A 25,321-nucleotide genomic window follows, 5' to 3' on the forward strand; every position below is an offset into this window, starting at 1 on the left:
CGACAGAACGAACTATTTAGAGCATCTAATCTTTGTCAGAAACCTATTCATTAATTTTTTCAATTAATTGATAAGTCGCGGTAATGCGGTCAGGGATTGGATACCATTTGTTGGACAAAATCACCACCGCGATTCGGTCTTCAGGAATAAATGCCGCATAGGCTGCAAAACCATTGGTTGAACCTGTTTTATTGTAAAAAGCCTGAGTTTCAGGTGGCATTACAGGATGGATAGCTTCAACTTTTTGCGGTGTGAGCGCCATTTCATCTCGGTTACCTTGCTGTAATTGAGCAAGAGATACTGGCCATGAATAGCTTTCCCACATCATATCTTGCATAAATGAATCGGTCATGTAGAACCCCGTATGTGTGTTCTCTACGGCTTCCTGCCACGGTTTAGCGACTTTCTTCGTTTGTATATTAATATCTAAGAAGCGAATTAGATCTTTAGCATTAGATTTTAAACCATAAGATTCAGCATCTAAAATTTGTGGTGTCACACGAACGGGTTGATCGTTCTTATTATAACCTTGGGCATAATTTTTCTGTTGGTTTTTAGGCACATGAATATAAGTATGTTTTAATCCAAGTGCAGGCAACATCAATTTTTCCATCGCTTGTTCAAATGGCATTTTGAGTTGTTTTGCTGTAACGATACCGAGTAATCCCACACCAAGATTTGAATAAGAGCGATATTGCCCAATGGCTTTGGTCGGTTTCCACTGCTGGTAATAACGGATTAATTCCGCTGAATTCGTAATACTATCAGGCACAAATAACGATAAACCCGAAGTGTGTGTAGCCAAGTTCATTACTGTCACTTGGTCGAAAGCAGACCCTTTTAATTCAGGAAGATAGTGGCTTACCTTTTGCGAAAAATCGAGTTTTCCTTGGTTTTGTGCATAGGCTGCGAGTGTAGCAGTAAAGGTTTTAGATAAAGAGCCAATCTCAAATAAAGTCTCATCACTGACAGGGACTGAACTTTGCTTAGACTGCACACCATAGTGATAAATATAGTGTTTTCCATCAACAGAAATGGCTACAGACATTCCGGGGATCTGCTTTTGTTCCATTAGAGGTTTAATTATATTATCGACATCTTTTTGTGTGAATGCATGGGTGGATAGTGTCGTTAATGCCACACTGAGAGCGACAAAAATTCGCCCCTGACGAAAAAGATTTTTCATAGAGTTATTCCAATAAGTACAAGTTTAAGTTATTCCTGACAGGAACAGGAAAGCACTTCATAGCAAGTGTAAAGTGCTTTAATATACGGTTTTCAGCGGGTAGTCCGTGGTTGAAAAATAGTATGCATGCTTTCAAGCATTATTTAAAACGATATAAAATTCGATGAGGTAAAAGAAAATCTTATGGCAGAAAATTATCGTCATCGGCTACCCCTCAATGCACTTAGGGCATTTGAAGCTTCCGCACGCCATTTAAGCTTTACGCGAGCCGGAATAGAATTGAATGTCACTCAGGCCGCTGTCAGTCAACAAGTTAGGCTGTTAGAGGAGCAATTGGGACTAGAACTGTTCATTCGCTTACCTAGAGGGTTGGCATTAACCGAAGAAGGCTTTGCCTTGCTGCCCGTATTGAGCCGCTCTTTTGACCAAATCGAGTCACTATTACTGCAATTTGAGGATGGCCATTATAGAGAAGCTTTAAGTATTTCAGTGGTCGGTACATTTGCGGTGGGTTGGTTATTACCAAGGTTAACGCAATTCTCTGAACGATATCCCTATATTGATTTACGCATTATGACCCATAACAATGTAGTAAATTTAGCTGCTGAAGGCGTTGATTTTGCTATTCGTTTTGGTGAAGGATTATGGCCACTAGTAGAAAATACACCACTATTTTCTACTGCGCATACTGTGCTTTGTTCAGAGAAAGTTGCGAATCAGCTGAAACATCCATTAGATTTAAAATCTCACCAGTTAATGCGTTCATATCGTAAAGACGAATGGGAGAAATGGTTTTTAGCCGCAGAAGTGGAACCATGGCGCGTCAAAGGGCCTGTATTTGATTCATCGCGTTTGATGGTTGAAGCCGCGCTATTAACCGACGGTGTAGCGTTGGTGCCAAGTTGCATGTTCAACCATGAATTAAGTGCTGGAACATTAGTTCAACCTTTTAATATCTCTGTGACTTTAGGTGGATATTGGTTAAGTCGTTTAAAATCGAGAGCTATGACACCGGCGATGGCGATATTTCATAATTGGTTGGTGGATGAATCTAAAAAGGAACAATAAATCGGTGCTATACTATAAATAGAAATAGCACCGATATTTAATTTACTAGCATAATATAATGCTCATATTTAGAAGTTAAAATACCAGAGCTTCAGCCGAGAAATAATTCTTTTTGCTAATAGGGAGCTCTGTACTATTAATCTCTGTGACAGCTGTAGTAAAGAAATAGGTTGGTGAAACATTAAATATTTGTGCCAATTGGTAAATGGTATCGACATGAATATTAACCTCACCATTTTCATAGCGTGATTGATGTTGTTGGCTAATACCTAATAACATACTTAATTCTTTACCACTCATTCCGTGACTTTCTCTTAATGACCTTATTTTTAAACCGACAGATTTAGATATTTTTCGTTTCATAATGTTCTCTCTAACTTATTTAATATTGCAATGTGAATATAATTAAATATTATTAATGTAATTTGTTTTTCTAGTGTTATGTATTATTACTTAATTTATTAAATATCAATAGATTGAAAAAATGATTGAATATCAATCTCAAAATATGTTGCATACTGGAACAGTCTATCTAACGTTATTCTATTTATACCTCTTTCATATCGTGATTGCTGTTGTGGGCTGATGCCAATAACCTCTGATAGTTCATTAATTGAAAGCCCATTCGTTTTTCGATAAAAAAGTATTTTTTTACCAATTAGGTGAGATGTTGAATAAGACATATAGACTCCTAAAATTATATTTTTTATTGCTAACTAGACACTATGTAAAGATTATATATCTATATTAACCATTTTTATTAAATAGTAAATTTGCTATTTATCAATTGTTCGATGATATTTTTCGATGTTAGCAATAAAAATCAAATTGTAGGTAAATTAACCTCTTTTTATGATTGATGTTGAGTGTTATTTATTCATATCTTATATTAACTGACGCTGTTGAATTTGCGGCTCCTGCGGTTATATTATTAGCAGTTTTAATATATCGAGCTTTCCAATTAAAAATATAGTCGCCACCTGCAACATTATTTTGCAAAGTAAACTTTGAATTAAGCTTTATTGGGTTGCTGTTTCTATCTAATAATTGAATGGCGATTCCGGTCGCTTGCCCTTGTCCTGACAGTTTAATTTTCCCTGTATTAGTATCAACATACCCAGCACTACTTGTCACTGTCACTTTTAGATTAGTGCCTGCAGCACAGCTTAATGTAATGGGTATATTGACACTATTGCTAGTCGTACCAATTGCTTTAAATTGAGTATCGTACCAAGTTCCCAAATTAACCGTATAACTATTCGCTTTTGTCGAACACTTTAATACATTAATTTTGATTGCACCTGCTGGAATATTCAACGATGTTAAATTCCACGTACTGTTATGTGGTGCAGGGTTACGCTGTGTTAGTCTTCCCACATGCCCTGCCTTTAAATTTCCGCCCTGTGTGACTTGTCCTGTTTTTTTGATAGTAATAGTCCAATATGGGTTAGGAATACCCCAAGCAGCTGGGTTAGCTAATGTTGGTGGTCCATAACGTGTGTTCAAGAAACCAATTTCCGTTGCTTTTACTTGAATGCTGATGCCCGGTATATTACTGGCTGCAATTTTATTACCGTTTGGTACCCAACCATTCACATAATCAGCATGTAAATAGGCATCACCGCATTGGCCATTACTTTTTGGGCCTGAAAATGTATTGACTTGTGAGCCTTTAAAATTGACTCGAATAGTATCGAGGTCTCGTGCTCCTGTATCGTCATATTGTAATGAATAGGTTTTCGTAGGTACATTAACCACAACATTTCGTAAGTTCGGGTTTTGAATACAGGCCGCTTGTGTATACGCAGAATAAGCAAAAACTGAACCTATTATTATCAATAATATTTTCTTTTTAGTCATAAAACATCCTTAAAATTTACTTTTTTTATTTAAATATTTTTCTTTTGCATGCTCAATCTCATTGATCTCCCTAGAATTGAAAATAAAAAAAGCTATAATATCAATTTCAAATATCTTAGAGTAATGATAAAGCCTATCAATATTAATTCGATTAATACCACGCTCATAGCGTGATTGTTGTTGTTCACTAACGCCTATTATTTTAGATAAACTCTCTAATGTCATGCCTTTCATTTTTCGGTAATAGGTGATTTTATTGCCAATTATTCTTGATATAGGATAGTAATTAGGCATACTGCTTTCTCCTATTAAAACTAATATAATAGAAATAAATTTAACTATTGATATGTAAATGTGAATTCTAAGTGGCTTTTAAAAGAACCTGCAATCATTCCATTGCCATAACCGGATACTCTTGCCGATAATGGAATTTCAACATTTCGTGTTTGTGTATTAACATTCGCAGTAATCGTATCACCATTTTTTATTGTTGTTTTATTGGTAGTATTGGCTAAATTTAATGCCACATTTTTCGCCGTACCATTATTAATAAAATGTTCCGTGACTGTTGCATCCGGAGTGCCAGATATTTTCATTACAGCTATAGTGGTACCGACAGGGCAATTTTTTAGCTTCACGGAAAAATTAACCCACGGAGATTTCTGCGTATCTTTGATATTCCAAATATTAATTTTTTTCAAATCAATTAAATAATTATTTTTTTCGACTTCACAAGGAGCAGCAATAACGACACCATGTACTTTAATATTTGCAGTTAGCCCAAATGCAGTTAAAGAACAGCTCATTAGTGATAGTAATAGGATAAAATGTCTCATATTATTTTCTCTTTTATAAATAGGTAATTGTTGCCGTAATATTGGCGGAAATGGTTCCTGGTGTGGCATTACCTAATGAGCTAAAGGCACGTGTACGTAATGGAATATTAATATTCGCTTGCCCATTTGTCGGAACTTGTAATACTTTTTGGTTACCTAATGCAGTTGTTCCATTACCATTTTGTAGTTGTACGGCTAGGTTTTTAGCTGTGCCTTGATTTTTGTATAAACTTGCTACATCCGCGGTATCTGCCGTCCCTGTAAACGTCAGTTTTACTTGGTTAATAAAAGATGAACAATTATTTAGGCTGATATTAAATGTGTTCCAGTTAGAACCCGAGCTCGCATTGCGAAATACATCAGCAGAAATATTTTTCAGGTCAATATCAATATTATTACCACCGGTAATATTGCAAGTTGCCGCTCTAATATTACCGGTGAAATTCAACGTGACAGTGCTAGCAGCGAATGAATTCCCACTGAATATTAAGCTACTAAGTAAAAGTAAATTTTTAGATATTATTTTCATTTTTTATTCCTACTCATAGCGGATATTGACAGTTGCAGACGCATTTGCTGTACCTGACGTAATATTATCTGCTGTTTTTATATAGCGTGCCTTCCAATTAAACATGTAATCACCAGCTGGGACATTATTTTGCAGGCTGTTCTTGGTATTCAGCTTGATTGGATTATTATTTTTATCCAATAATTGTATTGCGACACCAGTAGCACTATTAGCTCCTATTAGCCCTAATTTTCCGGTTGCGGTATCTTCATATTTAGAACTTGTCACTGTCGCTTTAATATTGGTGCCAGCTGCACAAGTTAATGTAATTGGAATGTCAACCGGTGTGCTGGTTGAGCCTATATTGGGAAATTGCGTATCATACCAATCTTTCATATTAATATTATATGTGGACTGATTATTCTTTAATGAGCAACTCACAACAGAAATACGATAATTACTTCCAAAACCAAGTGTAGCGCCTAAAAATCGCGTACCAACCTTAGTGTTATATTGTGTAAGATTTGCAATATGCCCACTTCTAATCACACCCGAAGTGGTAATTGTTCCTGTTTTTAATATTTCAACTTCCCAGTTATTATACCCATTAGTACTTGTAAGCGTATATGACTTATCTATTGTCACTGATCTTGTTGGGATATAACCAGGTAAGACATTGTTGGTAAATTTGATTCTGACACCCACGCCAGGAATATTGGTTGGTGCAATTTTACTTGAATTGGCTGACCAACCATTTACATAGTAGGTATCTAAATATCCACCACAATCATTTTCATATGGCATGGCAAAAATATAATCAGCGGTGAATGCTCTAATACTATGACTTGCTAATACATAATTGTTGGCATGCAAATTATCATATTGTACATAAATTGTTCTATCAGGAATATTATGATGAGCAGTGTAGGTGCCTTTAAGACATTCAGCATAAGATGCATATGAATAAAAAAATAAGCATCCAAATAATAAGGGTAATTTATATAGTGTTATTTTCATGATAGACTCCCAATTATCGGCAAACCGCTGCTGTTTTATATAACCCCATATAATTCGATATACCCGCTAAGTTATAATTTACTTGGCATTGCTGTTTATCGTTGTATTGAATAATAAAACTGCCGTTTTCAGCTAAGCCAGATAAATAAATTTCACCATCATTGCCTACTATATTATTTAGCTGTGGATTATCTTTAAATATGGCCTGAGCACCGAAAGGCACGGGTTTACCATCAGCAAAACTTAATATCATGATGGCACGGTACCCGACATTCGCTGCAAAATTGGCTTTCACCAGTGCACCACGACTTGGAGCAACACTTTGGCTGGTTAATTCAATTTCGGTATTTTCAGGTAGTCCTGAGGTATCGATATCAATCACATTTTTGCGATAAGCAGTGACATAAGGTACGAGCGCATAACCTTGGTTGTTTGTTACCACCCCAGCTTGGTTTAAAATAGGAACATCACCCGCGTCAGGGATTTCTACAATAGCCGCGGTTTCGCCTAATTGCTGGCCAAGAACTAGTCCGCCAGAGTGAGCCACTAAGCTACCATTAACCCCGTAATAGAGGTTATAGTTGTCTTTGCTATAGCCAGTTCCGCCTGAAACTTCACCATATTGCCCTTTATAAGAGGCATTCATATTACCGCTAGTGCCTTGTTCTCGAGTGGTAAAGCCTTGTTGCATACTCCAATTTAAGCGGTTATTGAGCTGAGAGGCGGAAAGCCCGATACTGCCTGTGCTTGGACCATTACTGCTGCTGTTACTGTTAAAGTTGTAGTAGAAAGTATTATCAAACACGCTAAACGGTACACTGACAGAGAAAGCAAGTTGATGATCATCTTCACTTTTCGTGCGGCTTCCGGAGCTATAGGAGTAACTATTGGTATTTTTGTTATAGGTATAATTCAAGCTATAACTGATGCCTTGCCAACTATTGTTGTAACCCACGGTGGCAGATTGTGTTTTGCGGTCACTATTCCAGTAGTCCTCATTGATATAACCGACTGAAATTGAACCAAAGCTATCTCCTAAATTTTGACTGAGAGTGATCTCACCGCGATTACGGCGGCGTTCAATTTCTGGTGCATAGTTTGTATTTCTATAACCATCAAAGACTTCCGCTAAACTGTAGAACCCTTTAGTGGAATAACGGTAACCTGCCAAAGCAATATTAGTACCAATGTCGTTGATATTTTTGTTATAGCGAAAACGGTATGACTGACCTTTTTCCGTAACATCATTACTTAGCGTTGAATTTGCATGAGTAACATCAATAGATAATGCACCAAACCGTCCAAGGTTTTGACCCGTACCAATAGAATAAGATTGGTAGTGCTCACTGACTTGGCTACCACCATAAGCAGTAATACCATAAGGTAAACCATAGATTAAGGTAAACTGACCAAATTTAGTTTTATCAATGCTACTGTCATAAGCGCGGTATTCCCCGCCTGTTACGCTATAAGAAAAATACCCCTCACGCTGTAATACGGGTAATGAAGCAAAAGGAACGATTTGATATTGCTCGCTCCCATTGGATTCTTTGATGGTGACATGTAAATCTCCACTTCCCCCTGTTGGGTATAAGTCTGTGATTTCAAAAGGGCCCGCTGCCACTTCAGTTTGGTAGATAATGTAGCCATTTTGGCGGATCGTTACTTGTGCATTGCTACGCGCTATCCCGCGTACAACGGGTGCATAGCCGCGCAAACTTTCAGGGGACATATCATCATCTGTCGCAAGCTGAGCTCCGCGAAATGGCACGCTATCAAAAACCATCGAAGGTGAGACACTATCCCCCAAGGTTAACTGACTTTTGATACTATTTATGCCACGTGATGCATAGGTATAAATGGTGTCCCATTTACCAGATTGGTCAGTATTGCTTGACCATGTGGTGTAATTCCGTAACCGCCAAGCTCCAATATTTAAACCGGGTCTTAAATTCACATAATGGGATGTATTATCTGAGCCATTTTTTTTACGATCATAATTTTTCGACCCGTTATAGCTATAATTTAATAACAGTGCATTGATCCCATTATCAATATTAGCTAGGTCAACGTAACCCCTTGGGTTTCTGTCTAATGCGATTTGAGGAATACTTAAATATAAACGTTGAGAATCAAACTCAAAGTTACTGGTGGCATCAGGGATCGCGGCAAGATTGACACAGTGACTTCCTGCTGTTTGCAATTCAGGGTATTCCGCTGTTTTGATACCAAATTCTTTAATGTCAGCAAGTGATAAACACGGAATTAGTTGGTTCTGGCTATTTTTTTCGAATTTAAGATTTTTAGCACCAATTAAATTAGTATTGACATAAATATCAACATAGTAGTCACCAGCTAATTGTTCGTTATTCTCAAATTGTGATAAATCAACTGAGTCTTTATTCGGCAACTCTAAGAAATCGGGATCAAAGTAGACATTGTTTTCTGTTTTTTCTTCAGCATATAACGATGCGGTATAGCCTAAATATAATAGTAGGCCCAGAGATATTTTATTTATTTTCATGATAAAGCCCAACTTATTTTATAGTTTTATATTTTCGTTTCGAGTGCTTCTGGTGCGGCGCCATAATCATTAATAACTTCCCATTTAATTGTTCCATTGGTATTTGAGTTATTAATCTCGAAAGTTGCGTTTGAGAAAGGTGCAGCATAAGAAACATCATTAGCTTTTGTTCCGTTAAAGCTGATGCTCTGAAAATTCATAAAATAAGGTGTTGGGTTATTAACTGTAATTTTATTCCCAGATTTAGACCATACTAATTTTTTTTGCTCTTCAATAAAATTGACATCCTTTAAAGCTTTAGGACGATAAATGAGTTTCATCTGTGTTTTAAAGGCAATTTGTAATGAATTTTCTGTTCTTTCTGTTGCTGGGATCGTTTTTATATTTAGCCAGAATAATGATTCTCTATCATTCGGTAGTTTATTTTCGGTTAAAAATATTCTAAGTGCATTTGTTTTTTCAGCATTAAGCCTAAATAATGGTGGTGTTATAGTGAAATCTGACTGTTTTTTTTCATCTATATTATCTATCCAGGATTGAATTAAATAAGGGATCTTATCTGGGTTTTCTACACTGATACTAACATCTTTGTTTCCCTCATTATAAATAACACGAGTTCCACCAATAATAACGCCTGCATTTGCAGTATTTATTAGCAGAAATAAAGAAATAAAAATATAGATAATAGATCTCATAATACCACCATTGAATGTTATTAGATAAGGTTCAATTCCATTTAAACCTTATTTGTTACTTAGTTATAATTGATTGTGAAAGTTGCCGTACCGTTCGCTGGACCCGGTGTTACAGAGTCAGTTTTGGCAATATAACGCGCTCTGAAATCTAAATTATTTTCTACATTTTCTTTCAATGGGTATGCTTTAGATGCGGTAAATAGTGGAACGACTTTATTAGTATCGTCAGTAATTTGAATGCCTACACCTGTTGCAACTCCGGTTTCTTCTTTTAATTTAATAACTTCATCGTCACCAATATAAGAGTCAGCATCGAATTTAACTGAAGCCGTTGTCACTGTAGCTGGGCAGTTAATTAATTTAATAGTAAATTTAGTTGCAGCAGCAGTACTTCCTGCAGTTGGTAATGCCTTTTTAGATACTTGGCCTAAGTTTACTTTTAATGCGTCAGAGCCCGCAGCTAATTCACATGCTTGGTCAATGATTTCACCGGTAAAGTCGATAGTACCATCTGCAGCTAATGCATTATTAACAGCAAAGATTGAGGTTGCAGCAATTAATGATGCAAGTAAGTTTTTTTTCATTTGTTTTTCTCCAAAAGATAATTATTTATTTTTCATTGAGTAGGTGGAATTACCAATTACTCAATTGGAGAGTATTTTGAAACTATTTTTTAAAATAAACAAGTTTTGTAAAATTTGGTAAAATATAATTAAATTTTGAAGTATTTAATTTTTTTAATTAAGTTAACACCGTATGGGAGAGCAATTGAAGTTCTATTTTATCTTAAGGTAAATATATTTTTAGATGAGTTTTTTACTAAAGTGAAATAACGATATAAAACTAAGAATAATTATAATGTGGGAGATAAATTTAATTTGTCTCTCATATGGTGATTATTTGGGTTTATAAGGCCCTGGCACATCAGACCACATTTGAAGAATGTTTTATTTGTACTATCGTAAAACGAAATAATAGTATAACTATCGAATTTCGTAGGTCTAAAAGTGCTACTTATTTCATTTTTTGAATAAATAAAGGGTATTACCATTCAGGATATGAATGAAAATTGCAGGGTGATTAATCTCGGTTTTCAGAAAACATTAAATTACCCTTTGAATATCTTCGATTAAATTCAATTGAGTAGCCTTAATTTTAATTAATTATGCTAAGGCTACATAAGAAGTTTCTTATTTATAGATACGTTTAAGCTACAGTGTTCATTGTTATAAATTTCCTATAAACGACGTTATTTTTGTATTAATGCTACTTGTATAAATTGAAATTCTGTTCAGGTGATAATAAGCTTTCTGCTTGCAATATCTTTTTTTTATTTTGTTTATTATTCATTGTGTTAATTGGTGTTGGAATAGTAAAATCAATAATTAATTCCTGAATATCAAGGTCGAATTATTTAATATTAAGATAAGTATGAAGTAATAAATTACTTCGTACATTATCTTAATATGATAGTGAACATTTGAAGTTATTCAATTCCTAGCTCTTTTAATTTACGGGTTAGGGTATTTCTCCCCCAGCCTAATAAACGGGCGGCTTCTTGTTTGTGTCCATTGGTGTATTTCAACGCGCACTTTAACATTGTACGTTCGAGTAAGGGAATGGCCTGTGCAAAGAGGTCTTCTTTGCCCTCTATTAATGCGTTATCGGTCCACTCTTCAAGTAATTCAAACCACTGAGCGGCAGAACTCGGATTGTGCGATGACAATGATTGTGTTGGCACGGCATCGGTTTGCGATGATTTTATCACGGCATTTTGTTGTGGATGTTCTTCAAGCAAATCATCGGGCAAATCTTGCGGTAAAATTTCTTGGCTTGCCGCCATCACGGTTAGCCAACGGCAGACATTCTCCAATTGGCGAACATTACCTGACCAATAATAGCGCTGAAGAATTTTTTCGCTGTCGGGGTGGAGAACCTTAGCCTCGACACCGAGTTCTTTTGCCGTATTTTGTAAAAAATAATCGGCGAGACGCGGGATATCCTCAATGCGTTCACGTAATGGCGGTAATTGCACTCGAATGACATTTAACCGATGAAATAAGTCTTCGCGAAATAAACCTTCTTTAACCCGCTTTTCGAGGTCTTGGTGGGTTGCTGCAATAATCCGCACATCCACATTGACTGGGGTATAACCGCCAATACGGTAGAATTGGCCTTCCGCCAGAACACGTAACAAGCGAGTTTGGACATCAAGGGGCATATCGCCTATTTCATCTAAAAATAAAGAGCCATGGTTAGCTTGTTCGAATCGGCCTTGACGTACTTGGCTCGCGCCGGTGAAAGCGCCTTTTTCGTGACCAAATAGCTCAGATTCAATTAAGTCTTTGGGGATGGCGGCCATATTTAATGCAATAAAAGGGGCATCGGCGCGAGGGCTGTGCTGATGTAACGCGTGGGCAACCAGCTCTTTCCCAGTGCCTGATTCACCATTAATAAGCACACTAATTGATGAACGTGATAAACGGCCAATAATGCGATAGACCTCTTGCATTGCTGGTGCTTCACCGATCATCGTCGAAGAAACAACGGGGGTGGCTGGTTTAGCTTCACGGCCTGCATGGTTTTGTTCACGACTATGATTTAAAGCGCGTTCGACCAAGGCAACGGTTTCATCAATATCGAAAGGTTTTGGCAAGTAATCAAAAGCACCTGATTGGTAGGCATTCACGGCAGCATCAAGGTCAGAGTGTGCGGTCATGATAATAATCGGTAAAAGGGGGTGCGATTGTTTAATTGTATTTAGTAGCTCAATACCATTTTTACCTGGCATACGGATATCTGATAACAACACATCAGGGAGTGAGTTTTCTAATGCGCTGAGCACTGCATTCGCACTATCAAAGCAGGTACAAGCAAAATTAGCATTATTTAATGCGCGTTCAAGTACCCAACGGATGGAGCTATCATCATCAACCACCCAAATTTTTCCCTGCGTCATGGCTATCTCCTATTTCTTAATTGGTAGATAAATGGAAAACTCAGTGTGGCCCGGCCAACTGGTAAATTCGATTTTTCCTGCGTGTTGGTCAACTAAACTGCGAGCAATCGACAGGCCAAGCCCTGTGCCATCAGGTCGTCCGCTGACCATGGGATAGAACAACGTATCCTGAATTGCCAATGGAATACCGGGACCGTTATCTTCAATATCAATACGTGCAGCTAATCTATAACGTTCACCTTGCAATGTGACTTGAAAAGCTGTTCGTGTACGCAAAGTGATATAACCTCCCGTTTCGGCGAGGGCTTGTAAGGCGTTTCGGGTGATATTTAGAAGCACTTGCTCGATTTGGTCCGGGTAATACTCTAATTCAGGCAAACTTGGGTCATAATCACGAGTTAGTGTTACATTATCGGGTTTTTCTAATGACACTAACCGCGTTACGTTTTCCATAATATGATGAATACTTTGTTGCGTTTTCGGCCCCGGGTATTGTGGCCCAAGTAGCCTATCAACCAGTGCTCGCAGGCGGTCGGCCTGTTCGATAATCACTTGAGTATATTCATTTAATTGTGGGTCAGGCAGCGCTTTAGAGAGCAGTTGCGCAGCGCCTCGCAAACCCCCGAGTGGGTTTTTAATCTCGTGAGCAAGCCCACGGATCAGTTCACGGGCAGCGAGCTGCTGGGCATTTTGTGCGAGTTCTTGGCTCAAACGTCGCTGGCTATCTAATTGTGAAAGCTCAACTAAAATAAATTGTTCTGAAAAAGGCTGGGCGCTGCACGACATCACATGAGAATGGTTGTTAAACACTAAAGTGACTTCATTTTCGGTAAAGCTATGGCCTTCTTTTAAGCTATTGAGCATCAGTTCATCATTGAGTGAACAATAGCTGAATAACAGGGGGAGAGGCGTACCATATAGCTTGCGCTGGCTTTGGGTTAAGATCTGGAGTGCAGCATGGTTGGCGTAATGGATAACCAAGTCGTAATCCAAAATTAGCACGCTATTAATGAGAGAGTCGAGAATATGTTCCGGTGCTGGCAAGTGTTCGGTTTTCATGTAATGTTGCTCCTGCACTATTTTGGTGCATTATACCTGATAGACCAAACAACCGATATTTGATTTTTGTTGCGTAAGTACCTTAGAGATAAAAGGCCCCATCGAAAGATGGGGCAAGTGCTTCACGGCAACAAAGACTAACAGTGGAACGGCGTGTTACACACTGTAGTACATTTCAAATTCGAGAGGGTGTGGTGCCATACGAACACGTTGTATGTCGGCACGGGTTAATTCGATATACGCATCGATAGCATCATTAGTGAATACACCACCACGGGTTAAGAATTCACGGTCTTTATCTAATTCGGCTAACGCTTCATCTAAAGAACCTGAAACTGTTGGGATTTCTTTGGTTTCTTCCGGTGGTAAGTCGTATAAGTTTTTGTCCATCGCATCGCCAGGGTGGATTTTATTGATGATGCCATCAAGACCCGCCATTAGCTGGGCTGCAAACGCTAAATATGGGTTAGCTGCAGGGTCTGGGAAGCGAACTTCAATACGGCGTGCTTTTGTACTCGCAACCACTGGAATACGAATCGAAGCAGAGCGGTTACGTGCAGAGTATGCCAACATGACTGGCGCTTCAAAGCCCGGAACTAAACGTTTGTATGAGTTAGTGGTTGGGTTAGTAAATGCGTTCAGCGCACGTGCATGCTTAATAATACCGCCGATGTAGTACAGCGCCATTTCTGATAAACCGCCGTATTTGTCACCTGCGAACAGGTTCACACCACCTTTAGATAAAGACATATGGCAGTGCATACCAGAACCATTATCACCCACTAAAGGTTTTGGCATAAAGGTCGCTGTTTTGCCGTATGCATGGGCAACATTGTGAACGACATATTTATAAATCTGAGTTTCATCCGCTTTTTTGGTCATGGTATTAAAGCGGGTAGCCACTTCGTTTTGGCCTGCGGTCGCTACTTCATGGTGGTGAGCTTCAACAACTAAGCCCATCTCTTCCATTGTGGTACACATGGCTGAACGCAAGTCTTGTGATGAATCAACCGGTGGAACGGGGAAGTAACCGCCTTTTACTGCAGGGCGATGGCCTTTATTGCCACCTTCGTATTTGGTTCCTGTATTCCATGCAGCTTCGATATCATCGATATGGTAGTAGCTACCGTGCATGTTGTTGCCAAAACGAATGTCATCAAAAACGAAAAATTCAGGCTCTGGTCCAAAGAGAACGATATCAGCAATCCCGCTAGAGCGCAGGAAATCTTCTGCGCGTTTTGAAATTGAACGTGGGTCTCTGTCATAACCTTGCATTGTGCCCGGCTCTAAAATATCGCAGCGTATAATCAATGTGATATCGGCAAAGAACGGGTCTAACATCGCGGTAGACGCGTCAGGCATTAATACCATGTCTGACTCATTGATGCCTTTCCAGCCACCAATAGATGAACCATCAAACATCTGGCCTTCTTCAAAGAAGTCTTCGTCAACTTGGTGAGCAGGGATAGTGATGTGTTGCTCTTTACCTTTAGTGTCGGTAAAACGCAGATCAATAAATCTAACATTGTGCTCTTTAATTAACGATAAAACATGTTCAGCGGACATCTCGGCTCTCCTGGTCGGGTCTAATCAACAAATCACAAGCTATTTTTGAGGGTGTGTTTGTTGTTTGTCTGGCGTGCTAGTCATATAAAAGTGGTTAGTACGCGCTCTATAAATAGATAAGCGAAAAGCGTGCCAACTTTTTAATTATAGCAAATACTGATTGTTACGTGAGGACGAGGGATTTTCATCATGCTGCATTGGTCGTATTGCACTATATTAGTGCGTGAAATGACTATTTTGCACTGTTCTAGTGCGTTTGCGAGTGGAGCTCAAATAAAAAAGCCAACATTGCGCTCTGTTAAAGCATAAGGTTGGCCGGATAAAAAAGAAATGAGGTGGTTTAATGCCAGACAGCTACATTAATCTTCATCGCTATTAGTTAATAATGTATTCACTTCTTCAATTTGTTTTACTGCATCATTGATGATGGAGGCAATTTGGCGCGTCTGCTCTTCGTTTAGTTGTTTTAAAACCATTTTGTGACGTAATAAAGCTTTAAAACGACTGACTGCCATTTCAATGTCTTCTGCTAAATTACTGCCTTGTTGCATATCACGTGCTTTAGCCAGTTTGCGAGCAATAACCGCTTCAATTTCTTTATTTTGAGCTAAATGATCAGAGCCTTCCGGCGTAATCGTAAAACTTTTTCGATTACGTTCAACAATCTGAGACTCCAAGAAGCCTTGTTCTTCTAACAGGGTTAGAGTGGGATAAATAACACCCGGGCTTGGCACATACAAGCCATTTGAGGCTTCTTGAATATCCTTGATAATTTCGTAGCCATAGCTTGGTTTTTTAGCGACTAACGAAAGTACCATAATATGAAGGTCGCCATGGTCGAATAAACGACGTAGGCCTTTACCTCTTCCACGACCTCTTTGGCGGTCATCACCATGTCCACGACCATGACGGCCTTCGCCGTGGCAGCGTTCACCATGTCCACGACCATGACGGCCTTCGCCGTGGCAGCGTTCACCATGTCCACGACCATGACGGTCTTCGCCGTGGCAGCGTTCACCATGTCCATGTCCATGACGGCCTTCGCCGTGGCAGCGTTCACCGTGTCCACGACCATGACGGCCTTCGCCGTGGCAGCGTTCACCGTGTCCACGACCATGACGGCCTTCACCGTGGCAGTGTTCACCGTGCCCATGGCGGTCATCACCATAATAGTCATCTCCGTGGTTGCAATGTTCGTGACTATGACGGCCTTCATTGTGGCAACATCCACCGCGATGGCCATGTTGATTTTCATCATGGCGTGCATAATATACATGACGACAAGATTTAATTAGCATATAGTTACTCCTTAGTTTGTAACTTTAGATATATCGAATTTGTTTTCTGGTTTTACTATATTTAGATATATCTAATTAGTCAATTTAGATATATCTAAATAACGCAAAAAGATATTTAAACTGGTAGTTAAGAAAGAAAGTCTATTTTTTGTTCTTTTTTTGGGCTGCTAATATTAAGTTTTTAGCGTATTATTCTGTCACTTCGTGGTTTCGCAGAGATGATGCTCATTATTTTGTGAGGGAATCTGGCACTGTTACGCAACTGAATGTTTTTTCGCTAAAAACTTTTTATACAGTGATGGGTTTCACATTTATTCCACTTGTGCGGAAAAACGTGTAAAATAACAGCAAATTAACGTAGAAAGTATGTTTTGGGTGTGAATAACGGCTCAGTAAGCATATTCCTTTCCTGTCAATTAAACGGTAAAAATCCTTGTCAATTCAAAATTTAAGAAACATCGCCATCATCGCTCACGTTGACCATGGCAAGACCACACTGGTTGGTAAATTATTGCAGCAATCAGGCACGTTCGGTGAACGTGAAACTGTTGATGAGCGTGTTATGGACTCCAATGACTTGGAGAAAGAGCGTGGTATTACTATCCTTGCTAAAAATACCGCTATCCAATGGAATGGTTATCATATCAATATCGTAGACACCCCAGGTCACGCCGATTTCGGTGGTGAGGTTGAGCGCGTTATGTCTATGGTTGACTGTGTACTGCTGGTTGTTGATGCGATGGATGGCCCAATGCCACAAACTCGCTTCGTAACGCAAAAAGCGTTCGACCACGGTTTACGTCCTATTGTTGTTATCAATAAAGTTGACCGCCCAGGCGCACGTCCTGATTGGGTTGTTGACCAAGTATTCGACTTATTCGTGAACTTAGGTGCAACGGATGAGCAACTCGATTTCCCTATCGTTTATGCATCTGCATTAAACGGTATTGCTGGTCTTGACCACGAAAACATGGCTGAAGACATGACTCCACTGTACGAAGCTATCGTGGAACACGTTGCGCCACCAGCGGTAGATATCGATGGTCCATTCCAAATGCAAGTTTCGCAATTGGATTACAACAGCTATTTAGGTGTTATCGGTATTGGTCGTATCAAACGCGGTGTTGTTAAGCCTAACCAACAAGTAACGGTTATCGATAGCGAAGGTAAAACTCGTAACGGTAAAATTGGTAAAGTTCTGACTCACTTAGGTTTAGAGCGTATTGACTCACAACAAGCGGAAGCGGGTGACATTGTTGCTCTGACCGGTTTGGGTGAACTGAATATCTCTGACACCATTTGCCAAGTCGGTAGCGTTGAAGCACTGCCTGCATTAGCGGTTGATGAGCCAACAGTTAGCATGTTCTACTGTGTTAACACCTCACCATTCTGTGGTAAAGAAGGTAAATTCGTGACTTCACGTCAGATCCTTGACCGTTTGAATAAAGAATTGGTTCACAACGTTGCACTACGCGTTGAAGAAACTCAAGACCCAGATGCATTCCGCGTTTCTGGTCGTGGTGAGCTTCACTTATCTGTTCTGATTGAAAACATGCGTCGTGAAGGTTTCGAATTAGCCGTATCTCGTCCAAAAGTTATCATTCGTGAAATCGATGGTCGTAAACAAGAGCCGTTCGAACAAGTGACGTTAGACGTTGAAGAACAGCATCAAGGCGACATCATGAAAGCATTAGGTGAGCGTAAAGGCGACCTGCGTGACATGATGCCAGACGGTAAAGGCCGTGTACGTCTTGATTACGTCATTCCAAGCCGTGGTCTGATTGGCTTCCGTACTGAGTTCATGACAATGACATCAGGTACTGGTTTACTGTACTCAACGTTCAGCCATTACGATGATGTTCGCCCAGGCGAAATCGGTGGCCGTCAAAACGGTGTTCTGATCTCTAACGGACAAGGTAAAGCGGTTGCTTATGCACTGTACAGCCTGCAAGACCGTGGTAAGCTGTTCTTGGGTCACGGTGCTGAAGTGTATGAAGGCCAAATCATTGGTATTCACTCACGTTCTAACGACTTAACTGTTAACTGCTTAACTGGTAAAAAACTGACTAACATGCGTGCGTCAGGTACTGATGAAGCGACAACTCTGTCACCACCAATTAAAATGACTCTGGAACAAGCTCTTGAGTTCATTGATGATGACGAATTAGTTGAAGTGACTCCGCAGTCTATTCGTCTGCGTAAACGTCATTTGACTGAGAACGATCGCCGCCGTGCAAACCGTTCTAAAGAAGACTAATTACCATGATGTAATGTTGTTTATTACTTTATTGTAGTTATGAGTGTAGTAAGGCGCCTTTCGGCGCCTTACTTATTTATAAAGGCTTATCTTTTTTCATAAAATACAGTGATGAAATAAATAGTCCGATAATTAAAGGGATTTCGTACAATTCTTCGATAAGGCTTTGAAGTTCAGAATGATATAGAAAAACTGAACTGAGAAACCTATGGTGTTCAACACTGTCTGAAATTAAAAAAGCACACAGGGTTAGTAGTAGGCTCCAAAGTGGAATAGCCGTGTTTTTTAGGTGAAAAACAATACTTTTTCTTAATGGTGAAGCACATAGCATCAAAACTAAACTGCTAATCAAGGTAATAGAAATTAGCCTGAAATAAGTGTGATCCAGATTAGGGAAAAATTCTCGTCCCCAATTTGTTCCTCTGCCAAATAATGTTACCCACCAGATAGTTGCCCATAACCAAAATAATTTCATTCCCTGACTTTTTTGCTGTAATGGTCTCATATAAAACCAAGTGAAAAAGACACAAAAAATTAGAGTGGCGGATTGAAAATGTTCAATAACTTTTGTTGTAAGGTCGATATTGAAATTCAGAGGGAAATAATTAAATAATGGAATTAAAAATAAACTTCCCCATAGAATAGCAATCGGCCAAGAGATTGTTTTATCTATTTTCATAGTCTGGCTTTTATATTTTAAGATTTATTTATTACTGATAATGCATTGATATCAGCTCACATTGCTTATGTGTAACTTGCTACGTACAAGCCATTATGCAAAAAGCCGATAGTGGGACTTAACATTTAGTATCAAAAACCGAGAGTGTGGTGTGAAATAGCACCTTTGGGATAAAAAGCGTTTTCTCGATAACAGAATAAATCGGCTGGTTTTCTGCTCATTAATTGCGCTAAGTGTGGATTGCTTAATCGATAAATTGACAAAATAACGTGAATTATCACTAATTAGGGCTGTTCAGTTGCCCGAATAATGATTAAAGTAAATTTAGTGAATAACAATGAGGAAAATTTATGCTGTATATCTTCGATATGGGTAATGTGATTATTGATATCGACTTTAATCGTGTATTTGATAAATGGTCTGAACTCAGCGGCACACCAAGTGAAGAAATCAAATCACGTTTTACTTTTGGTAATATCTTTCAATTACATGAGTGTGGAAAAATTTCAGACATCGAGTTTGCTGAGCTGCTTTGTGAAGAAATGGACATTACACTAAGCTTTGAAGACTTTGCTGAAGGCTGGCACGCTATTTTTATTTCGTTACGACCTGAAGTTATTGACATTATGGAACGCCTACGTGAACAAGGGCACCGAGTGGTCGTTTTATCGAATACTAATCGCCTACATCTCGACTACTGGCCAGCACACTACCCAGAAATTGCAGCTTCCTCCGATTTCTTATATTTATCCCAAGATTTAGGCATGCGTAAGCCTGATCCTGAAATTTACAAATATGTACTGCAATCCGAAGAGTTTGATGCTGCAGATGCTATTTTCTTTGATGATGTCGAAGAAAATATAAAAGCCGCAGAAGCCCTTGGTATTCGCAGTATTCATGTTGTGAATAAAGACACCATTCCTGAATATTTCCGCACTTACGATTTTAGTGCAGAAGTTGAATAATATCCTGATTTTATAGTGGGGCAACGGCTAACGTTGCTCCATCTTTTTGTAAAGAGTCATCATGATTGCATTAATCCAGAGAGTCACTCATGCGAGTGTAGTTGTTGATCAGAAAATAGTAGGACAAATAAATGCTGGGCTGCTGGTTTTGCTTGGTGTCGAAAAAGATGATGATGAACAGAAAGCCAAACGTTTGTGTGAAAAAGTATTAGGCTACCGTATTTTTAGTGATGAACAAGGGAAAATGAATCTCAATGTTCAACAAGCAGGTGGTAGCTTGCTGGTGGTTTCTCAATTTACTTTAGCAGCTGATACCAAAAAAGGTATGCGGCCTAGTTTTTCAGGGGGGGCAGAACCTGAAAGGGCAGATACTTTGTATCAATACTTTGTTGAACAAAGTCGCCAACAAGGGGTTGAAACACAAACGGGTGAATTTGCCGCTGACATGCAAGTGAATTTAACCAATGATGGCCCTGTCACTTTCTGGCTACAAGTGTGAGTCCATTTTTAAAGGGGGAAGCGATGTACCATTTACGTACACCGAAAGACGATATTGAATTTGCAACTTATTACCATTTTCGCTGGGAAATGTTGCGAAAACCGTTTAATCAACCCCTAGGTTCTGAAAAAGATGGCTATGACTTAACGGCACACCATCAAATGGTCGTCGATGATAAAAACCGTATTCTTGCCATTGGTCGTTTGTATATTAATGCTGACAACGAAGGCGCTATTCGTTTCTTAGCCGTTAACCCGGCAATGCAGGGAAAAGGGCTTGGTAAGTTGATTATCATGGCGCTGGAATCTGTTGCTCGGCAAGAAGGGGTAAAACGCATTGTATCAAGCGTTCGTGAAGAAGCAGTTCCATTTTTCAATAAAATGGGGTTTGAAAATCGAGGGCAAGTAGCAGGGCAGCTAAAAACGCCAGTGCGCCATTACTTGATGATCAAACCCATTGAGACATTAGACCAAATTCTGCATCGCCCAGACTGGTGTGGCGAGTTACAACAAGCCTGGTATAAGTATATTCCATTGAGTGAAAAAATGGGTGTCCGAATCGACCAATACACAGGAACTCGTTTTATTACCACCATGCCAGAAGCGGGCAACCAAAACCCTCATGAAACCATATTTGCAGGGAGCCAATTTTCATTAGCTACCCTAACAGGGTGGGGGCTGATTTGGCTATTAATGCAAGAACACCAGCTTGGTGGTGATATTGTGTTGGTCGATGCCAGTATTCGTTATGGTAAGCCAGTAAGCGGTAGGCCGACAGCAACTGCGGACTTAGCCAATATGAGCGGTGACCTTGACCGCTTAGCGCGAGGTAGCAAGGCGCGAGTAAAACTGAACGTTGAGGTTAGTAACCCTGATGGTAAAGTAGGCGCTGTATTCAGCGGTGTTTATATGGTGTTACCTGTAGAAACAGTCAAGTAAAGTTACCCATTGAATATTAAAAAAGAAAGGCAGGTTCGATTGACCTGCCTTTTGTATTTCTATGAATTGACAGTTTTTATTAATTGCTAAGTGCGGGGAGCGGTTCTGCCAAAGAAGGCTCAGTAGTCTGTAAATCGGTTTCGGACTCTACTGAAGAGGTGACAACCCCGTTCACAACAGTACGGAATAGACGTTTACCTTGCAATGGTATGGCCATCAATTCCCCATTCAAACTTTTTTCCACTGATGGGGCGAGCAAATCACCTTGTAATGTTGCATCAAAGTCACCGATGACTTGAGCGGGGAAGCCTGCCCAACCCCATTGATTTAAATCAACGAGGTCAATATTAGAACCTGATGCTCTCAGTAAAAAGGGAACTTTTTTCGGTTCTTGCTTTACCAGCAAGCCAATTTTACTGATGCCTTTATCGGTACTGACCGTTAAGCTCACCGCCGCTGAGGATTTACCACTTTGACGTACTTCAATAAATGGCCGGCGTACGAGAACTTGGTTGATTGTGCCGCTATCTGCAGTAAATGTCGCTTTACCGCTCCAAATTCCCCACTGTTTTTGTTTAATCAAATCGACATTTTCGATATTGCCGCTTAGAGCGGTCAATTCGAAAGGAAATTGTGCCTGGATATTCATCAAAAGTGATTGAGAAAGGGTGAACTTTTTGATGTTTAAACCAGATAACCACGTTGGGGTTGGTTCTGCGAAGAAGGACAACCAATTTTCAGGTAAGGTATATAAGATACCCGCGAGTTTACCTTCGTCAATGGTTAGTATTTGATCATTACGTTGCCAAGACCCACTGAGATTAAAGACACCTTTATTATAGTAACCCGATAACTTATTGATATTAAGGCTGTCGCCATTGATACTTAGCTCACCAATTAAGGTACTCAGTTGCTGGTCTTTTACGACGAATTGGTCGACATTAAAGCTAATATTGCCTTTGGGATTAGTCCAGCTTCCTCTTAAGAAGCTGAGTTGGTCAATTTCGGTATTTAAGCCAGAAAGTGCCCAATCCCTTCCTTGGATATCAACGTTGGTTAATTCTACCTGTTTGACCTGCAGCGATTTTTCACTCGTTATTGCATCAAATAGTGAATCGAAATCAACATTATTTTCCCAGCCGACTTTATTCATGGTGAGGGAGTCAACCATGATAGAGCCATCGCTAAGTACCTTCCCAGCACCCGCAATATAGCCATTATTTAAGTAGGCACTTGCTTGGCTTATTTCTGTTCCTTGCTGCTGCAATTTACCAGTAATGGCAACATTCTTGAAGGAAAGGCCATTGAATTTTAATTGGTTAGAGGTAAATCGAAAATCACCGTAACCAAAAGGGGATTTTTCGGCTGGTTTCCAAGGGGTAATTCCTCCCGTGAAGCCAGTGACTTGCACAGTATCGTTGTCTTTTTTAAGCGTAATTTGGCTATTTTCAAATTGCAAAATATTTGCAGAAATAGGGAACAGCACCGTATTTGGTAAGACGGTTGTCGATAATGTTCCTTGAGTGATAACTAAACGTTTGATAGCCGTACCGCTAAATAGGTTTCGCCAATTAATATCAATTACGACTTGTCGTGAATCTAAAGAGAGATCGCTGTTTTTAGACGTTAATTTAACATCTTGGAAAATGAATTCACCGGGGTTAGAAAACTCATGTCCCATAATTCCTACATCAATATCGTAGTCGGTAAATTTACTTAAAAATTGACTGGAGTAGGATGCACCCCAACGGGTTTGTAGCCCGATATAAGTAAAAATAAACAATAGCAGCAGTAACAAAAGTGCATAGGTAGTAAATTTGATTAACCATTTCACAGTTTACTGCTCCTTTGGTTTGTGGACGAATAGACACAAAAAGAAACCGTCTAATATAGCGACAATTTAAGGATAGCATACAGAAAAACCGCCAGAATGTTCAACACTGGCGGCTAGAATGAAAGATTATTTTTCGAGAGGGAAGACTAAATTCAGAACAATTGCAGTTAAACCACCCGCAGCAATCCCCGAAGAAAATAATGTTTTTAGCCAGTCAGGTGCGAATTGTAAAATCAAAGGTTGTTGTGAAACGCCCATACCCACTGCGAGAGAAAGGGCGATAATCATAATTGCACGGCGATTGAGTGGCTCGCGAGAGACTATCCTTACACCTGAAGCGGCGATGGTACCAAACATCACAATGGTTGCTCCGCCCAGCACAGGTTCGGGAATTTGCTGCACGAAGCCTGCAACGGCAGGGAACAACCCTAATAACACCAACATTAAAGCGACAATGTAGCCGACATAGCGGCTTGCCACCCCAGTTAATTGGATAACACCGTTGTTCTGCCCAAAGCAAGAGTTAGGGAAAGTATTAAATACCGCAGAAACCATTGAATTCAAACCATTGGCGAGTACGCCACCTTTAATTCGTTTCATGTATAAAGGGCCACGAACAGGTTGTTCTGATACGTCAGAAGTGGCGGTAATATCACCTATCGTTTCTAAGGAAGTCACCATAAAAATAAGAATTAATGGGATCAACAGGTTCCAGTCGAATGATAAGCCATAATAAAAAGGCTCAGGGACAGTAATAATTGGCTGATTGGCTTCCACGGGTTGCGCATTTGGCAACATATCCATCCACCAAGCGGCAAGGTAGCCAACCGCCATCGCGATGACGAGAGAAGCAACGCGCAAGTAAGGATTTTTCTGGCGATTCAAGAGGATAATAACGGCTAATACAATCCCCGCTAAAATCAAGTAATCAGGGGAACCAAAAGTATTGTCACTAATAGCACCATAGCCACCACCAATGGACGTTAATCCCACTTGAATTAAGGACAATCCAATAATCATCACGACCACGCCAGAGACCAATGGTGTGATAACGCGACGTGCTAAATGTAAGAAGCGTGAAAGAATGACTTCAGTGAGTGCGGCGACGAGTAAAGTACCAAACAAAGCTGCCATCATGGATGGGATATCAGCACCACCTTGCTTGAGTGCAACACCTCCCATAATTAAAGGTGCAACAAAGTTAAAACTGGTTCCTTGAATCGAAAGCAGGCCTGAGCCAATAGGGCCCCACGCGCGAATTTGAATTAAAGAGGCAATACCGGAGGCAAATAAAGACATACTGATGATGCGCTGAGTGTCGTGGGCTGGTAGCCCCAAAGCTTGGCAAATCAGCATTGCAGGGGTAATAACTGCGACAAACATCGCAAGAAGGTGTTGCCCGGCAGCAAACAAGGCTTGCGGCAGCGGTGGGCGGTCTTCTAATTTGTAGATGAGTTCGCTTTGCGTTTGTGTGGTCGCTTCAGTAGTTTGTTTTTCAGACGTCGCAGTATTCATTGCCTTCATTTCTCGCCAACAAAAAACGCATTGTAATGCGAGGAATTTAAAAAGCAAT

Annotated in this window: 23 protein-coding genes; 5 read left to right on the forward strand and 18 right to left on the reverse strand. The window is 39.7% G+C overall.

Annotated features, from left to right (window positions below):
- Positions 1–43: 43 nt before the first annotated feature.
- A complete protein-coding gene (gene ampC, locus ACU696_RS03625) occupies positions 44–1,186 on the reverse strand; it encodes a class C beta-lactamase (protein WP_117162936.1) in 1,143 nt (380 codons plus the stop codon).
- A 183-nt stretch (positions 1,187–1,369) separates the two neighbouring features.
- On the opposite strand from ampC, the gene ACU696_RS03630 reads away from it, so the two are divergent.
- On the forward strand, positions 1,370–2,254 hold the full coding sequence (locus tag ACU696_RS03630) for a LysR family transcriptional regulator (protein ID WP_004266111.1): 885 nt from the start codon (positions 1,370–1,372) through the stop codon (positions 2,252–2,254).
- Positions 2,255–2,329: 75 nt separating this feature from the next.
- Here ACU696_RS03630 and ACU696_RS03635 read toward each other — a convergent pair whose 3' ends face one another.
- From ACU696_RS03635 to ACU696_RS03700, 14 genes are all read right to left on the reverse strand, one after another.
- Positions 2,330–2,617, reverse strand: a complete 288-nt coding sequence (locus ACU696_RS03635; RefSeq protein ID WP_042851462.1) for a helix-turn-helix domain-containing protein — start codon at positions 2,615–2,617, stop codon at positions 2,330–2,332.
- A gap of 98 nt (positions 2,618–2,715) precedes the next feature.
- The gene (locus tag ACU696_RS03640) at positions 2,716–2,937 is read right to left on the reverse strand and encodes a helix-turn-helix domain-containing protein (RefSeq protein WP_004266109.1); all 222 of its coding nucleotides are present in this window, start codon (positions 2,935–2,937) and stop codon (positions 2,716–2,718) included.
- 190 nt (positions 2,938–3,127) lie between these two features.
- Complete coding sequence (locus ACU696_RS03645; RefSeq protein WP_109912397.1) at positions 3,128–4,114, reverse strand: fimbrial protein; 987 nt, start codon at positions 4,112–4,114, stop codon at positions 3,128–3,130.
- A gap of 9 nt (positions 4,115–4,123) precedes the next feature.
- On the reverse strand, positions 4,124–4,408 hold the full coding sequence (locus ACU696_RS03650) for a helix-turn-helix domain-containing protein (RefSeq protein ID WP_004266107.1): 285 nt from the start codon (positions 4,406–4,408) through the stop codon (positions 4,124–4,126).
- Between the two features lie 44 nt (positions 4,409–4,452).
- Entirely contained in the window at positions 4,453–4,950 is a 498-nt protein-coding gene (locus ACU696_RS03655) for a fimbrial protein (RefSeq protein ID WP_227024232.1), read from the reverse strand.
- Positions 4,951–4,963: 13 nt separating this feature from the next.
- The gene (locus ACU696_RS03660; RefSeq protein ID WP_123382638.1) at positions 4,964–5,479 is read right to left on the reverse strand and encodes a fimbrial protein; all 516 of its coding nucleotides are present in this window, start codon (positions 5,477–5,479) and stop codon (positions 4,964–4,966) included.
- A gap of 9 nt (positions 5,480–5,488) precedes the next feature.
- Positions 5,489–6,478 carry a fimbrial protein gene (locus ACU696_RS03665; RefSeq protein ID WP_421667220.1) on the reverse strand — a complete coding sequence of 330 codons (990 nt, stop codon included), beginning with the start codon at positions 6,476–6,478 and terminating at the stop codon, positions 5,489–5,491.
- Between the two features lie 10 nt (positions 6,479–6,488).
- Complete coding sequence (locus ACU696_RS03670; RefSeq protein WP_209102366.1) at positions 6,489–8,999, reverse strand: fimbria/pilus outer membrane usher protein; 2,511 nt, start codon at positions 8,997–8,999, stop codon at positions 6,489–6,491.
- 26 nt (positions 9,000–9,025) lie between these two features.
- On the reverse strand, positions 9,026–9,694 hold the full coding sequence (locus ACU696_RS03675; RefSeq protein WP_004266101.1) for a fimbrial biogenesis chaperone: 669 nt from the start codon (positions 9,692–9,694) through the stop codon (positions 9,026–9,028).
- 59 nt (positions 9,695–9,753) lie between these two features.
- Entirely contained in the window at positions 9,754–10,278 is a 525-nt protein-coding gene (locus ACU696_RS03680) for a fimbrial protein (RefSeq protein WP_109912401.1), read from the reverse strand.
- 902 nt (positions 10,279–11,180) lie between these two features.
- On the reverse strand, positions 11,181–12,653 hold the full coding sequence (gene glnG / locus ACU696_RS03685; protein WP_164528277.1) for a nitrogen regulation protein NR(I): 1,473 nt from the start codon (positions 12,651–12,653) through the stop codon (positions 11,181–11,183).
- A 9-nt stretch (positions 12,654–12,662) separates the two neighbouring features.
- Positions 12,663–13,712 carry a nitrogen regulation protein NR(II) gene (gene glnL / locus ACU696_RS03690; RefSeq protein WP_004266098.1) on the reverse strand — a complete coding sequence of 350 codons (1,050 nt, stop codon included), beginning with the start codon at positions 13,710–13,712 and terminating at the stop codon, positions 12,663–12,665.
- A 156-nt stretch (positions 13,713–13,868) separates the two neighbouring features.
- The gene (gene glnA / locus ACU696_RS03695; RefSeq protein ID WP_209102367.1) at positions 13,869–15,278 is read right to left on the reverse strand and encodes a glutamate--ammonia ligase; all 1,410 of its coding nucleotides are present in this window, start codon (positions 15,276–15,278) and stop codon (positions 13,869–13,871) included.
- 359 nt (positions 15,279–15,637) lie between these two features.
- Positions 15,638–16,576, reverse strand: a complete 939-nt coding sequence (locus ACU696_RS03700; RefSeq protein WP_245211144.1) for a PadR family transcriptional regulator — start codon at positions 16,574–16,576, stop codon at positions 15,638–15,640.
- A 433-nt stretch (positions 16,577–17,009) separates the two neighbouring features.
- Between ACU696_RS03700 and typA the strand changes: the two genes are divergently transcribed.
- Positions 17,010–18,833: a ribosome-dependent GTPase TypA gene (gene typA / locus ACU696_RS03705; protein ID WP_004262702.1), complete on the forward strand. Its 1,824-nt coding sequence runs from the start codon at positions 17,010–17,012 to the stop codon at positions 18,831–18,833.
- A gap of 76 nt (positions 18,834–18,909) precedes the next feature.
- Here typA and ACU696_RS03710 read toward each other — a convergent pair whose 3' ends face one another.
- Positions 18,910–19,512: a hypothetical protein gene (locus ACU696_RS03710; RefSeq protein WP_109912874.1), complete on the reverse strand. Its 603-nt coding sequence runs from the start codon at positions 19,510–19,512 to the stop codon at positions 18,910–18,912.
- A 350-nt stretch (positions 19,513–19,862) separates the two neighbouring features.
- On the opposite strand from ACU696_RS03710, the gene yihX reads away from it, so the two are divergent.
- The 3 genes from yihX (at position 19,863) to fabY (ending at position 21,914) form a co-directional block, all read left to right on the forward strand.
- Positions 19,863–20,477, forward strand: coding sequence for a glucose-1-phosphatase (gene yihX, locus ACU696_RS03715; RefSeq protein WP_004266093.1), 615 nt, complete (start codon positions 19,863–19,865; stop codon positions 20,475–20,477).
- A gap of 61 nt (positions 20,478–20,538) precedes the next feature.
- Entirely contained in the window at positions 20,539–20,976 is a 438-nt protein-coding gene (dtd, locus tag ACU696_RS03720) for a D-aminoacyl-tRNA deacylase (protein ID WP_004266092.1), read from the forward strand.
- Positions 20,977–20,999: 23 nt separating this feature from the next.
- Positions 21,000–21,914: a fatty acid biosynthesis protein FabY gene (fabY, locus tag ACU696_RS03725; protein WP_196718851.1), complete on the forward strand. Its 915-nt coding sequence runs from the start codon at positions 21,000–21,002 to the stop codon at positions 21,912–21,914.
- Positions 21,915–21,993: 79 nt separating this feature from the next.
- On the opposite strand, the gene ACU696_RS03730 is transcribed toward fabY, so the two are convergent.
- Together ACU696_RS03730 and ACU696_RS03735 are read right to left on the reverse strand one after the other, a co-directional pair.
- Complete coding sequence (locus tag ACU696_RS03730; protein ID WP_209102368.1) at positions 21,994–23,748, reverse strand: AsmA family protein; 1,755 nt, start codon at positions 23,746–23,748, stop codon at positions 21,994–21,996.
- Between the two features lie 126 nt (positions 23,749–23,874).
- On the reverse strand, positions 23,875–25,263 hold the full coding sequence (locus ACU696_RS03735; protein WP_004266089.1) for a uracil-xanthine permease family protein: 1,389 nt from the start codon (positions 25,261–25,263) through the stop codon (positions 23,875–23,877).
- Between the last annotated feature and the right edge of the window lie 58 nt (positions 25,264–25,321).

Source organism: Providencia sp. PROV_01 (assembly GCF_053098325.1).